Genomic DNA, 12,889 nt, shown 5'->3' on the forward strand with positions numbered 1-12,889 from the left:
CCGCGCAATGCGCGGCGCCGGGCCCAAATCCGAACGTGGCATCGGCAAGGCCGATGGTGCGATTGGGCGCGGGAGCTTTTGTTAAGTAGGCGGACCCGCCGGTTCTTCGCGAAAAGAACCGGTCCGTTTCGGGGTCAAACCTGGCGAACGGCCCCTTTGGCTGCACTGGTGGTCAGTTTCGCGTAGGCTTTCAGCGCGGTTGAAACTTTGCGTTTGCGCGGCTGCGTGGGCACCCAGCCTTTCTCGTCCTGTTCCTCGCGACGGGCGGCAAGTTCTTCGTCCGACACGGCCAGATGGATGGAGCGGTTTGGAATGTCGATCTCGATTGTATCGCCGTTCTGCACCAGGCCGATCTCGCCGCCCTCGGCGGCTTCAGGCGAGACGTGACCGATGGACAACCCCGACGTGCCGCCCGAGAAGCGCCCGTCTGTCAGCAATGCGCAGGCTTTGCCCAGACCTTTGGATTTCAGATACGAAGTCGGGTAGAGCATTTCCTGCATCCCCGGCCCGCCCCGCGGACCTTCGTAGCGGATGACCACCACGTCACCTTCCTTGACCTTGCCGGTGAGGATATCGTTCACCGCCTGATCCTGGCTTTCGCAGACATAGGCCGACCCGGTGAACTTCAGGATGTTTGCATCCACCCCGGCAGTTTTCACGATGCAGCCGTCGCGCGCGATGTTTCCGAACAGAACCGCCAGACCGCCGTCCTGGCTGAACGCATGTTCTTTCGAGCGGATCACACCACCTTCGCGGTCGGTGTCCAGTTCCTTGTACCGGTTCGACTGGCTGAACGCCTGAGTGGTGCGCACGCCGCCGGGGGCGGCCTTGAACAGATCCTGCGCTTTGGGATTGTTGGCGATCTTGATGTCCCAGTTGGCAATCGCTTCGCCCATGGTTGCCGAATGCACCGTGCTGCAGTCTTCGTGCAGCAGACCGGCACGGCTAAGCTCACCAAGGATCGAGAAGATGCCACCGGCGCGGTGCACGTCCTCCATGTGGACGTTCTCGGTGTTGGGTGCGACCTTGCACAGGCAGGGCACCTGACGGCTGAGCCGGTCCATGTCGGTCATGGTGAAATGCACCTCGCCCTCATGCGCGATGGCTAGAAGGTGCAGCACGGTATTGGTCGACCCACCCATGGCGATATCAAGGCTCATGGCGTTCTCGAAGGCTTCAAAGGTCGCGATTTCGCGCGGCAGGAAGCCTTTTTCATCCAGATCGTAGTGACGTTTGGTGATCTCGACGATCCGGCGACCGGCCTCAAGGAACAGCTCTTTCCGGTCGGCATGGGTAGCCAGCGTAGACCCGTTGCCCGGCAATGCCAGACCCAACGCCTCGGCCAGACAGTTCATCGAGTTGGCGGTGAACATGCCCGAGCACGACCCGCAGGTGGGGCAGGCGTTCTCCTCGATATGTTGCACCTGCTCATCGGTGAACTTGTCATCAGCGGCGGCAACCATCGCATCAACGAGGTCGATCTTTTTCGCCTCCAGATCGGCGATGTCGATCTTGCCGGCCTCCATTGGCCCACCCGAGACAAAAATCGCCGGGATATTCAGACGCATGGCAGCCATCAACATGCCCGGGGTGATCTTGTCGCAGTTCGAGATGCAGACCATCGCATCGGCACAATGCGCATTGACCATGTATTCCACCGAATCCGCGATTACCTCGCGCGAGGGCAGCGAATAGAGCATGCCGTCATGGCCCATTGCGATGCCGTCATCCACAGCGATGGTGTTGAATTCTTTGGCGACGCCGCCTGCGGCCTCGACCTCGCGGGCAACCATCTGGCCCAGATCCTTCAGGTGCACATGCCCGGGCACGAATTGGGTGAACGAATTGACGATGGCGATGATCGGTTTGCCAAAATCGTCATCCTCCATGCCAGTGGCGCGCCACAAGCCGCGTGCGCCCGCCATGTTGCGGCCATGAGTGGAGGTTCTGGATCGGTACAATGGCATGATGCTGTTTCCCTGTTGCCTCGGGTTGCATAGATCGGGTTTCGTGCGTTATAGCGCACGTATCACATGTGCGCTATAACGCACAAGAGGATTCGCGGGACGCTGACATGAACTCTGACGATATTACACTGAAGCTGAGGGATGTGCGCGCAGCATCCGGCCTCAGCCTGTCCAAAGTGGCCGAAATGACAGGCGTCAGCAAAGCAATGTTGGGTCAGATCGAACGCGGCGAATCCAGCCCGACGATCGCTACGCTCTGGAAAATCGCCAAAGGGTTTCAAGTGCCGCTGAGCGCTCTGATCGACACGGCGATCGGCGATCCATCCGTCTTTCAGACGGTCACGTTTCCCGGCAGTATAGAGGTCAAGATCGTGTTCCCTTTCGATCCCGCATTGGGGGCGGAGACATTCCACGTCAACCTGAACCCGAACCAGAGCCACGAATCGCCTGCACATGCGGTTGGTGTTACCGAGGAAGTCTTTGTTCTGGGCGGAACACTTGAAATTCTGCGTGGTGAGGAATGGGTGCCCTTACATGCCGGACAGGGATTGCGCTTTGCAGCCGACGTGCCTCATGGGTATCGCGCGGGGGCGCAGGGTGCTGCGTTTTTGAATATGCACCATTACGGACAGCTCTCTGACAATTCTGAAAACGGCAAGGCTCATTGATGACCGATGTTCTGAACACCCTCACGATCGTGGATGCAATCGGTTCGTTTGGCGCCTTGATCGTGGTCGCCGCGTATTTCGCAACGCAAATGCGAATGATGAATTCCGACGATCTGGCCTTTCCGGTGATCAACCTTCTGGGCTCGGTGCTGATCGTCTATTCTCTGTTGCACAATTTCAATCTGGCTTCGATGCTGATCGAAGGGTTCTGGATTTTGATCAGTTTCATCGGAATTATTCAGCATTTTCGCCTGCGCAGCGCGGCAGAATAGCCCTATCCAGCCTTGAACCCCTATGCTGCCGGGTATAGGGAAAAATCAAGCTCGCTCAGGGGAGGCATTGATGCAGGACGATCCGAAAACCCTCGTATCTACCGAATGGCTGGCCGCACATATCAAGGACCCGGATCTGCGGATTCTGGACGGGTCGTGGTATTTGCCTTCGCAAAACCGCGATGCCAGGGCTGAATATGACGCGGGCCATATTCCCGGGGCGCGGTTCTTCGATATCGACGAGATTTCTGACCACCGGTCCGACCTGCCGCACATGGCGCCTCCGGTCGAGAAATTCATGTCGCGCCTGCGGGCGATGGGTGTGGGTGATGGTCATCAGGTCGTCGTCTACGACGGGGCCGGTCTGATGTCGGCAGCCCGCGTCTGGTGGCTGTTCCGGCTAATGGGTCAGGAAAACATTGCCATTCTGGATGGGGGTTTGCCGAAATGGAACGCGGAAGGGCGCGAGCTCGAGGATCTGCCGCCCGTCATTCGCGACCGCCACATGACAGTCCGGGTGCAGAACCATTTGGTTCGGGACGTCACGCAAGTGTCTGCGGCAGCGAAACTGGCAGATCACGAGATCATTGACGCCCGTTCTGCCGCCCGTTTCGCAGGAACTGAGGTCGAGCCGCGGGAAGGCCTGCGTTCGGGGCATATTCCAGGATCGCGCAATGTCCCGTTTGGCCAGTTGTTGAACGCCAATGGCACAATGAAATCGCCCCAAGATTGCCGTGCCGTTTTCGAGGCTGCTGGCGTTGATCTGTCGAAACCGGCGATCACGTCCTGCGGATCTGGCGTTACCGCTGCAATCCTCAGCCTTGCGCTTGAACGCATGGGCAAGAAAGATCACTCGCTTTATGACGGCTCCTGGGCTGAATGGGGCGCCTTCCCGACCCTTCCCGTCGCAACCGGAGAGAACTGATGTTCGAATTCCTCAAGCCGCAGCCTGCGGATAAAATCCTGATGCTTATGCAGATGTACCGCGAGGACCCGCGTGATCAGAAGATTGATCTGGGCGTGGGCGTCTACAAAAATGCCGAGGGTGTGACGCCAGTAATGCGCTCGGTCAAGGCCGCCGAGCAGCGCATACTGGAAGAGCAGGAATCCAAAGCCTATACAGGGCTGGCCGGCGATCCGGTCTTTGCGGATGTGATGATTGGCCTGATCTTGGGAACGTCTGTACCGCGCGGTAACATTGCGGCCGTTGCGACCCCCGGTGGGACCGGCGCCTGCCGTCAGGCGTTCGAGTTGATCCGCATGGCCAACCCGTCGGCGCGCGTCTTCGTGTCGAACCCGACATGGCCGAACCACCTTTCCATTCTGAATTATCTGGGCATGGAGACGGTTCAGTATCGCTATTTCGACGGCGATACCCGCGGCGTTGATTTCGACGGCATGATCGAAGATCTGAAAACCGCCAATGCGGGCGACGTTGTTTTGCTGCATGGCTGCTGCCACAACCCGACCGGTGCCAATCTGAACATGGTGCAGTGGCAGGACGTCGTAAACCTGATCAACGAGCGTGGTCTGGTGGCGATGATCGACATTGCCTACCAGGGGTTTGGCGACGGTCTGGAAGAAGACGCGCAGGCGGTCCGGTTGGTGGCGTCATCGGTCAAGGAATGCCTGATCGCGGCGTCCAGTTCCAAGAACTTCGGTGTCTATCGCGAGCGTACCGGCCTGTTGATGGCCGTCAGCGCGGACGCGGGGCAGACGGCTTTGAACCAAGCCACTCTGGCCTTCCTGAACCGCCAGAACTATTCCTTCCCGCCCGATCACGGTGCGCGGGTTGTAACGACCATCCTGATGGACGAAGCGTTGCGTGCTGAATGGCAGACCGAACTGGAAGAAACCCGTCTGTCCATGCTGGGATTGCGCAAGCAACTGGCGGACGAGCTGCAACGCCTGAGCGGATCGGACCGGTTCGGTTTCATCGCTCAGCACCGCGGCATGTTCTCGCGACTCGGCGCCTCGCCGGAACTGGTTGAAAAACTGCGGGTCGACCACGGTATCTACATGGTTGGTGACAGCCGTCTGAATATCGCAGGACTGAATGCAACAACCGTGCCGATTCTGGCCAAGGCGATTGTCGACGTTGGAGCTTGAATGCGCATGCTTTGAATAAGAAAACCCGGGCAGAACTGCCCGGGTATTTTTGTTTTTTCTCAAGGTTTAGCCCTTGGAGAATTCCGGATAGGCTTCCATACCCAGCTCGCCCATGTCGAGCCCGTTGATCTCTTCTTCTTCGCCAACCCGCAGGCCGACCGTGGCCTTGAGAACCGAGAAGAGGACATAGCTGACCACGAAGACGAAGATGCCGATGGCGGCAAAGCCGATGATCTGGGTCACAAAGCTGGCGTCACTGTTGGTCCATGCCACGATGAACGTACCCCAGAAACCTGCGATCAGGTGAACCGGGATTGCGCCGACCACGTCGTCGATCTTCATGCGGTCCAGCATCGGGACGGTCAGGACGACGATGACGCCACCGATTGCGCCGATGATCAGCGCCTGGAACAGTGACGGGGCCAGCGGTTCGGCGGTGATCGACACCAGACCAGCCAGCGCGCCGTTCAGTACCATCGTCAGATCGACCTTGCCATACATCAGTTGCGTCAGGATCAGCGTGGCGACGGCACCCGCTGCAGCAGCCATGTTGGTGTTGGCAAAGATACGGCTGATGTCGGCCATGTCTCCAATGGTGCCCATTGCCAGCTGCGAACCACCGTTGAAGCCGAACCAACCCAGCCAAAGGATGAACGTGCCCAAAGTGGCCAGCGCCAGGTTCGAACCGGGGATCGGAACAACCTTGCCGTCCTTGTTGTACTTGCCGATACGCGGACCCAGCACGATGGCGCCTGCCAGCGCCGCGAAGCCACCTGCGGCATGGACCAGAGTCGAGCCAGCGAAGTCACTGAAGCCCATCTCGGACAGCCAGCCGCCGCCCCACTGCCAGGATGCTTCGATCGGGTAGATGATGCCGGTCAGCACGATCACAAAGGCGAAGAACGGCCACAGTTTGACACGTTCCGCCATGGTGCCCGAGACAATCGACGCAGTGGTGGCGCAGAACATCAGCTGGAAGAAGAAGTCCGAACCGACGGAGGCATAAGACAGGTCGGTTTCCACTCCGGCAAGACCGACGGGTTCTAGCGATGTGGGTGCGATTGCGCCCAGGAAGCCAGGGATCATCCAGCCATCACCCGGATACATCAGGTTGAAGCCGACCAGCCAGTACATGATGGCGGCAAAGGAAAACAGGCCCATGTTCTTGATCAGCTGCATCGCCACGTTCTTGGAGCGCACCAGACCGGCCTCGAGCATGGCAAAGCCAGCGGCCATCCAGAACACCAGGAACCCGCCAACCAGAAACAGCAGCGAGGTCAGGATGTATTGCGTGTGCTGCGCGGTCTCGCCAGCGGCGGCCTCTTGCGCAAGGCCCATCTGCGGCAGCACGACAAGCGCGGCAGCAGGGATGAGAGATTTCATCAGGTTCATGTGACTTCCTCGAATGACTATGAGTGGGGACGCCTTACAGCGCCTCTTCGTTGGTTTCCCCGGTCCGCACGCGCAGGGCCTGCTCGACATCGAGGACGAAAACCTTGCCATCGCCGATCTTGCCGGTTTTGGCTGTTTTGGTGATGGTTTCGACGATCTGGTCGGTCATCGTGGCGGGAACCACGATTTCCAGTTTGATCTTGGGCACGAAGTTCACCGCGTACTCGGCGCCGCGATAGATTTCCGTGTGGCCCGACTGCGAACCAAAGCCCTTGATCTCGGTTACCATCATGCCGCGCACGCCCGCTTCGGTCAGTGCCTCGCGCACCTCCTCAAGCTTGAACGGCTTGATTGTCGCAATGATCAGTTTCACGTCTTTCCCCTCTGCTTCCCGGGCAGGCCGGTTTGTTTGCACCTGCAGAAAAAGAGCCTGAGCGGGCGTCATAGGAAACGGTCTGACAGCCCGGACGCGAGGGAAATCAGGGCAAAGTTGCACATTTTTTGCACAAAATTTCCGGTATGTTTAATTTTTGGGCGCATCTGAGAGGGGAATTACCGGAATTTCACACCTCTACATGACTGCGTTGCCAAGGTAAGGTGACGCAAAAGCACAATCGGGCAGAGTTTGAGCATGACTGAGTCCAAGCGCCGAAAGCCGCCACTGGTCGCAGATAAAAGGTATCCGTCGAAGGGCCGCAAGCCCACGGCGACCAAGCGGGCTGCAAAACCCGCTGGCAAGAAATCAAACGCCCGCAAGACGGCGACGCGCAGGACTGGGCGAAAGAAAACGCGGCGCACCGGCAGTGGTGGCGGCGGCGTGTTCCGTCGCATGTTCCGGTGGGTTTTCCGCCTGCTCTGGGGGCTGACGTGGCGTGTCGGCGCAATCGTCGGTCTGTTGCTGATGTTGGCCGTCGGCGTGGTCTATTCTACGCTTCCGGATGTTGATGCGCTGCTGGACGGTCGTGCGCGTGGTTCGGTCACGCTGCTGGATCGCAACGGCAAAGTCTTTGCCTGGCGCGGTGATCAGTTTGGCGGGGTGATGACGGCCAGCACTGTCTCGCCCCATCTCAAAAACGCCGTTGTGGCGACCGAGGACAAGCGGTTCTATCGCCATTTCGGTGTCAGCCCACGGGGTGTGGCCAGCGCGGTTCGCATCAATCTGAGTGAAGGGCGCGGCCCCTTGTCGGGCCACGGTGGGTCGACCATCACGCAGCAGACGGCCAAGCTGTTGTGTCTGGGTGTGCCTTATGTGCCAAGCGAATGGGAATCAGAGGCCGCATATGAAGCCGATTGCCGTCAGGGGTCACTCTGGCGCAAGGCCAAGGAAGCCATCTACGCGATGGCGATGGAGGTCAAATACTCCAAGGATGAGATTCTCACGATCTATCTGAACCGCGCTTTCCTTGGCGCCGGTGCGCGCGGGTTTGAGGCCGCAAGTCAGCGGTACTTCGGGATATCGGCGGCCGAGGTCAATCCGTCCCAGGCTGCGATGCTGGCCGGGTTGCTGGTCGCCCCGACGCGGTTTGCACCCACCAACGATCTCCAACGCTCGCAGGACCGGGCACGGCTTGTGGTCGGGTTGATGGAGGCGCAGGGCTACCTGACAGCCTCTCAGGCATCTGCGGCGCGAAACAACCCGGCAGAGCTTTCCGAAGCCGCCGCCGCGCGGGCAGGCGGGTACTTCGCCGACTGGGTCATGGCCAGCGGGCCCGAGTTCTTTACGCGCAATACGACCGAGGACGTGGTAATCCGCACCACCCTGGATCAGCGCCTGCAGAAATCGGCTGAAGAGGCGCTGCAGTACATTTTTCAGGAAAAAGTGCGCGACGGGTCCAAGGCGCAAGCCGCGATCGTTGTGATGTCCGCCGATGGCGCCGTGCGCGCGATGGTCGGTGGCCGCAAGACCCGTGTATCGGGTGCGTTCAACCGGGCGACCCAGGCGCTGCGCCAGACCGGTTCCTCGTTCAAGCCCTTCGTTTATGCCACGGCGCTGGAACTGGGGTATTCCCCGTTGGATATCGTCGTGGACGAGCCCTACTGCATCGACATTCCCGGTTCCGGGCAGTGGTGCCCCAAGAACTATACCAAGAAGTATTATGGCCGGGTCACGCTGGCGGATGCGCTGAAGAACTCTCTGAATATACCAGCAGTAAAAGTCGCCGAGATTTCCGGGCTGGAAAACGTTCGCACGGTTGCCAGCGGTTTCGGTATCGCCAGTGATCTTGCGCAGGGCCCTGCACTGGCGCTGGGCGCGTCGGAAAGCACGCTGATCGAGATGACGGGAGCATATGCCGGCATCCTGAACGGTGGCTCAGCGGTTGAACCGTACGGTCTGACGGAACTCAAGCTGCTGGGTGATGAAACGCCGGTGATGGTAACGACGACAGGGATTGGTGAGCGTGTGATCCGCGATGACGCGGCTCGGCAACTGACCTGGATGATGGAGCGTGTCGTTTCCGAAGGCACCGGCCAACGCGCCAAGCTGCCGGGTTGGCAGGTGGCAGGCAAGACCGGCACGACTCAGGCAGCGCGTGACGCATGGTTCATTGGCTTTACGGCGGATTATGTTGCGGGTGTCTGGATGGGTTATGACGACAACACGCCGTTGTCCGGAGTGACAGGGGGCGGTCTGCCCGCAGAGATATGGAGGGAAACCATGCTGCGCGTGACCGAGGGGATGACGCCCACGCCATTGCCGATGATGCTGCCGGAGCAACCCAAGCAGGTGGCCAAGCCCAGAAATCCCAAACGCAAACCCGGTGGTTTTGCCAAAGCGGTGGATAACTTGCTGAAGGATATTTTTGGCGGGAACTGACTCGCGCCAAAAAAGGGGAAGGCGGCGACCTACGCGCCGCCTTCGGTATTATTCAGACGCTGGCGTCCAGCGCGGCCAGAATAGCGTCGCCCATTTCGGTGGTCGAGACCGGCTCGACCCCTTCTTCGGCCAGCAGATCGGCTGTGCGCACGCCATCTGCCAGAACTTTCTCGATCGCGGCTTCAAGGCGGTCGGCCTCGGCGCCCTGATCAAAGCTGTAGCGCAGCGCCATGGCAAAGCTGAGGATACAGGCAATCGGGTTGGCTTTGCCCTGACCGGTGATGTCCGGGGCTGACCCATGCACTGGTTCATACATCGCCTTGGGGCGGCCATTCGCCATCGGCGCACCAAGGCTGGCCGACGGCAGCATCCCCAGCGAACCGGTCAGCATCGCGGCGCAATCGGACAGCACGTCGCCGAACAGGTTGTCGGTTACGATTACATCGAACTGCTTGGGTGCGCGAACCAACTGCATTGCACCGTTGTCGGCATACATATGGCTCAGTTCGACTTCGGGGTATTCCTGGCCGACGCGGGTCACGACCTCGCGCCACAGAATGCCCGATTCCATCACGTTGGCTTTCTCCATCGAGCACAGTTTCTTGTTCCGGCGCATGGCCAGCTCAAAGGCCGAACGTGCGGCGCGTTCGATTTCGGATTCGGTATAGCGCTGGGTGTTGATGCCCACACGCTCGTTGCCTTCTTCGAAAATGCCGCGCGGCTCGCCGAAGTAGACGCCCGAGGTCAGCTCGCGCACGATCATGATGTCGAGGCCTGCGACCACGTCCTTTTTCAGCGATGAGAAATCCGCCAGTGCGTCAAAGCATTGTGCCGGGCGCAGGTTGGAATACAGGTCCATCTCCTTGCGCAGGCGCAGCAGACCGCGTTCGGGTTTCAGGCTGAAGTCCAGATCATCGTATTTCGGACCACCCACGGCACCCAGAAGAACTGCGTCGACCTCCTGCGCTTTGGCCATAGTCTCATCCGACAGGGGCTTGCCGTGCGCATCATAGGCCGCGCCGCCGACCAGATCCTCGCTCACGTCAAAGTGAAGGCCGCGGTTTTCGCCGAACCAGTCGATGATTCTGCGCACTTCGGCCATAACTTCCGGGCCAATTCCGTCTCCGGGCAGGATGAGGAGCGAGGGGTTGGACATGAAGGGTCTCCTTGCGTTTTGTCGCAATGGCCCTAGCGTCTGCGCCGCATCGGGTCAATGAGACGAACCCGCCAAATCAGAAGGAAAACACATGTTGATACCGGGAAACGCCGTTCCTGATCTGAAAATCCAGACCGTGGGGCAGGGAACGTTCGATCTGGATGCCGACAAGGGCGAAAACGGGACACTGGTGATTCAGTATCGCGGTTTGCATTGCCCGATCTGTATCCGGCAGATGGGTGAGGTGGAAGCTGCGCTGGATGACATCGCCTCGCTTGGTGTCGAAGTGATTATGCTGAGCACAGACACGGCCGAGCGGGCGGCTGAAACTGTTGGAAAAGCGGGCACCTCGCGGCTGAGGGTCGGGCACAGTCTGCCGCTGCCTGCGGCACGAGATGACTGGGGTTTGTATATGTCCAAAGGGCGCGAAGGCACCGCCGAGGCCGCATTTTTCGCCGAGCCCGGGCATTTCTATATTGCCCCGGACCGGACGCTGTATTTCGCATGGCTGCAATCGACCCCGTTTGGCCGGCCGTCGGTTGGGGACATGAAAGGCGGTATCAAATACGCGCTCGACAACAACTATCCGCCGCGCGGTACCTACACAGGGGCGCTCTGATCGCTTACAGGCTGGCCCGCAAACCTTCGGCCAACAGGTCCCAGACCCTGCGAATGCGCGGTGTCTGTCGCATCGCCTGAGGGGCGGCCAGCCACACCGGCAATACCGGAATCTCCACGTCCAGCGGCAGAATCTCGACATCCGGATCCGCTTCAGCCACCTGCACCTGGCTGAAACCGATGCCGCAGCCGGCGCGGATCAACTCCCAATAGGCGCTTTGCAGATCGCATCTTGTGGCAAAGTTGTCCCGATTGGCTGGCCAACCCTTGTTGCGCATCTCGGTGATGATCTGTTCGTTGGCGTCAAATCCGACCAGATCATGCCGGAACAGGTCCTTGGGGTTTTGAGGGCGGCCAGCCCGATCCAGATACGAGCGGGCAGCACAGAAACAAAGCGGCACGTCCCCGAGATAACGGGATACGATGTCAACCTGTTCGGGCCTGTACATGCGCACGGCGATGTCTGCCTCGCGATACAGCAGGTTTTCGCTGGCGTCCGTGGCAACCAGCTCAAGCTGTATGGACGGCTCCTGTATGCGGATCTGGGCCAGAATCGGCGGCAGAAGGTGATGCGAGGCAAAGACCGAAGCCGTAACGCGGACCGACCCTTCCAATTGCGTCGATTGCCCGGCCGCAGTCAGATTGAAGGCATTCATGGCCGCGTGCATCTGCTGGGCCATCGGCAAAAGCTGAGCACCTGCATCGCTGAGGCGCAGGCCTCTTGCATGCCGTTCGAACAGGGAAACACCCAAATCGGCTTCCAGGGTCTGGATCTGCCGTCCGAGCGTTGGCTGACTGCGATTGAGCTGACGCGCCGCAGCCGAGAGAGAGCCGGTTTCCGCCACTGACAAAAAGCTTTGAATCAGCGACCAGTCTGAGTGGGTGAGGGATTTATCCATTCACAGATGAATACATGATCTGCTGTTTTCGGCAATTCCCCATGTGATGTGAATGGATATCTTGACTCTGACAGGAGAAAGCCATGACAAAAACCGTTCTCATACTGGGGTCCACAGGCCGGTTCGGCCGAAATGCAACGGCAGCGTTTCAAGATGCGGGCTGGCGGGTCCGCACCTTCGATCGCAAAAAGCAGAGTTTGCAGGCGGAAGCCCAAGGCGTGGATGTGATAGTCAACGCGTGGAACCCTCAATATCCGGATTGGGAAAGACAGGTTCCAAAACTGCACAAACAGGTGATTTCCGCCGCAAAGGAAACAGGCGCCACAGTTGTCGTGCCCGGAAACGTCTACGTTTTTGACGCCAAAGCGCCAGGGCCATGGTCTGCGGACACGCCGCATGGGGCAACGAATCCCTTGGGTCGTATTCGGGCCGAGATGGAAGACGCTTACCGTTTCTCGCAGGTTCGCACGATCATCCTGCGGGCAGGTGATTTCATAGATACCTGTGCCTCCGGAAACTGGTTCGATCAGGTTATCGCCAAGCCATTGCAAAGGGGTTGGATCACCTATCCGGGTGATCCGGACATTCCGCATTCCTGGGCCTATCTGCCGGATCTTGCAAGAACCGCGGTAGAGCTGGCGGAACGCAGGGCCAGCCTGCCCAGGTTCTGCGATGTGTCCTTTGCGGGGTATACGCTGACCGGTTCGGAACTGGCGAAGGCACTGTCGCGTGTGACCGGAACTCAGGTCCTTGTGAAGCCGATGCGGTGGTGGCCCATATATTTGGCCCGCCCGTTCTGGCGGCTGGCGCCGCATCTGATTGAGATGCGGTATCTTTGGAATGTGCCGCACAGTCTGGATGGAACTGCGCTGCGCGACTTGCTTGGGCGGGTTCCGCAAACTGATCTGGACGTTGCATTGAGTAGTGCATTGCCAGAGTTTCGTGTATCGCAATCCCAGTCATCGCACGCAGTTGGCGCCTGACGGGCGCACG

12 protein-coding genes are annotated in these 12,889 nt (G+C 59.4%); 7 read left to right on the plus strand and 5 right to left on the minus strand.

The genetic code is table 11. From position 1 onward, the window contains the following. Positions 1-134 precede the first annotated feature (134 nt). Positions 135-1,967, minus strand: coding sequence for a dihydroxy-acid dehydratase (gene ilvD / locus ACR0CG_RS17630; protein ID WP_480526522.1), 1,833 nt, complete (start codon positions 1,965-1,967; stop codon positions 135-137). A 107-nt stretch (positions 1,968-2,074) separates the two neighbouring features. On the opposite strand from ilvD, the gene ACR0CG_RS17635 reads away from it, so the two are divergent. From ACR0CG_RS17635 to ACR0CG_RS17650, 4 genes are all read left to right on the plus strand, one after another. Next, entirely contained in the window at positions 2,075-2,635 is a 561-nt protein-coding gene (locus ACR0CG_RS17635; protein ID WP_480526524.1) for a helix-turn-helix domain-containing protein, read from the plus strand. After that, positions 2,635-2,907 carry a CBU_0592 family membrane protein gene (locus ACR0CG_RS17640; protein WP_480526525.1) on the plus strand — a complete coding sequence of 91 codons (273 nt, stop codon included), beginning with the start codon at positions 2,635-2,637 and terminating at the stop codon, positions 2,905-2,907. Before ACR0CG_RS17635 ends, ACR0CG_RS17640 begins: the two co-directional genes overlap by 1 nt. A gap of 70 nt (positions 2,908-2,977) precedes the next feature. After that, positions 2,978-3,832, plus strand: coding sequence for a 3-mercaptopyruvate sulfurtransferase (gene sseA, locus ACR0CG_RS17645; RefSeq protein ID WP_480490835.1), 855 nt, complete (start codon positions 2,978-2,980; stop codon positions 3,830-3,832). Continuing rightward, positions 3,832-5,016 carry an amino acid aminotransferase gene (locus ACR0CG_RS17650; protein ID WP_480526527.1) on the plus strand — a complete coding sequence of 395 codons (1,185 nt, stop codon included), beginning with the start codon at positions 3,832-3,834 and terminating at the stop codon, positions 5,014-5,016. The genes sseA and ACR0CG_RS17650 overlap by 1 nt, the downstream gene beginning before the upstream one ends. 66 nt (positions 5,017-5,082) lie before the next feature. Here the strand turns inward: ACR0CG_RS17650 and ACR0CG_RS17655 are convergent, their stop codons facing one another. Together ACR0CG_RS17655 and ACR0CG_RS17660 are read right to left on the minus strand one after the other, a co-directional pair. Further along, entirely contained in the window at positions 5,083-6,408 is a 1,326-nt protein-coding gene (locus tag ACR0CG_RS17655; RefSeq protein ID WP_170615601.1) for an ammonium transporter, read from the minus strand. A gap of 34 nt (positions 6,409-6,442) precedes the next feature. After that, positions 6,443-6,781, minus strand: a complete 339-nt coding sequence (locus ACR0CG_RS17660; protein ID WP_170615599.1) for a P-II family nitrogen regulator — start codon at positions 6,779-6,781, stop codon at positions 6,443-6,445. A 258-nt stretch (positions 6,782-7,039) separates the two neighbouring features. Here ACR0CG_RS17660 and ACR0CG_RS17665 point away from each other — a divergent pair, with 258 nt between their 5' ends. Then, a complete protein-coding gene (locus ACR0CG_RS17665) occupies positions 7,040-9,223 on the plus strand; it encodes a transglycosylase domain-containing protein (RefSeq protein ID WP_480526530.1) in 2,184 nt (727 codons plus the stop codon). A 52-nt stretch (positions 9,224-9,275) separates the two neighbouring features. Here ACR0CG_RS17665 and leuB read toward each other — a convergent pair whose 3' ends face one another. After that, complete coding sequence (leuB, locus tag ACR0CG_RS17670; protein WP_170681881.1) at positions 9,276-10,379, minus strand: 3-isopropylmalate dehydrogenase; 1,104 nt, start codon at positions 10,377-10,379, stop codon at positions 9,276-9,278. A gap of 91 nt (positions 10,380-10,470) precedes the next feature. Here leuB and ACR0CG_RS17675 point away from each other — a divergent pair, with 91 nt between their 5' ends. Beyond that, positions 10,471-10,998, plus strand: a complete 528-nt coding sequence (locus tag ACR0CG_RS17675; RefSeq protein ID WP_480526532.1) for a redoxin domain-containing protein — start codon at positions 10,471-10,473, stop codon at positions 10,996-10,998. Between the two features lie 4 nt (positions 10,999-11,002). Here the strand turns inward: ACR0CG_RS17675 and ACR0CG_RS17680 are convergent, their stop codons facing one another. Further along, positions 11,003-11,896 carry a LysR family transcriptional regulator gene (locus ACR0CG_RS17680; protein ID WP_480526534.1) on the minus strand — a complete coding sequence of 298 codons (894 nt, stop codon included), beginning with the start codon at positions 11,894-11,896 and terminating at the stop codon, positions 11,003-11,005. An 83-nt stretch (positions 11,897-11,979) separates the two neighbouring features. Between ACR0CG_RS17680 and ACR0CG_RS17685 the strand changes: the two genes are divergently transcribed. Next, positions 11,980-12,879 (plus strand): Rossmann-fold NAD(P)-binding domain-containing protein, encoded by a 900-nt coding sequence (locus ACR0CG_RS17685; RefSeq protein ID WP_480526535.1) that lies wholly within the window; start codon positions 11,980-11,982, stop codon positions 12,877-12,879. Positions 12,880-12,889: the final 10 nt, after the last annotated feature.

This window comes from Ruegeria sp. AB8, assembly GCF_056542605.1.

What these genes read in the sequence shown, in the direction of transcription:
- ilvD (WP_480526522.1), bottom strand. Translation starts at nt 1,967, where the DNA reads ATGCCATTGTACCGATCCAGAACCTCCACTCATGGCCGCAACATGGCG.
- ACR0CG_RS17655 (WP_170615601.1), bottom strand. Translation starts at nt 6,408, where the DNA reads ATGAACCTGATGAAATCTCTCATCCCTGCTGCCGCGCTTGTCGTGCTG.
- leuB (WP_170681881.1), bottom strand. Translation starts at nt 10,379, where the DNA reads ATGTCCAACCCCTCGCTCCTCATCCTGCCCGGAGACGGAATTGGCCCG.
- ACR0CG_RS17680 (WP_480526534.1), bottom strand. Translation starts at nt 11,896, where the DNA reads ATGGATAAATCCCTCACCCACTCAGACTGGTCGCTGATTCAAAGCTTT.
- ACR0CG_RS17650 (WP_480526527.1), top strand. Translation starts at nt 3,832, where the DNA reads ATGTTCGAATTCCTCAAGCCGCAGCCTGCGGATAAAATCCTGATGCTT.
- ACR0CG_RS17665 (WP_480526530.1), top strand. Translation starts at nt 7,040, where the DNA reads ATGACTGAGTCCAAGCGCCGAAAGCCGCCACTGGTCGCAGATAAAAGG.
- ACR0CG_RS17675 (WP_480526532.1), top strand. Translation starts at nt 10,471, where the DNA reads ATGTTGATACCGGGAAACGCCGTTCCTGATCTGAAAATCCAGACCGTG.
- ACR0CG_RS17635 (WP_480526524.1), top strand. Translation starts at nt 2,075, where the DNA reads ATGAACTCTGACGATATTACACTGAAGCTGAGGGATGTGCGCGCAGCA.
- ACR0CG_RS17685 (WP_480526535.1), top strand. Translation starts at nt 11,980, where the DNA reads ATGACAAAAACCGTTCTCATACTGGGGTCCACAGGCCGGTTCGGCCGA.
- sseA (WP_480490835.1), top strand. Translation starts at nt 2,978, where the DNA reads ATGCAGGACGATCCGAAAACCCTCGTATCTACCGAATGGCTGGCCGCA.
- ACR0CG_RS17640 (WP_480526525.1), top strand. Translation starts at nt 2,635, where the DNA reads ATGACCGATGTTCTGAACACCCTCACGATCGTGGATGCAATCGGTTCG.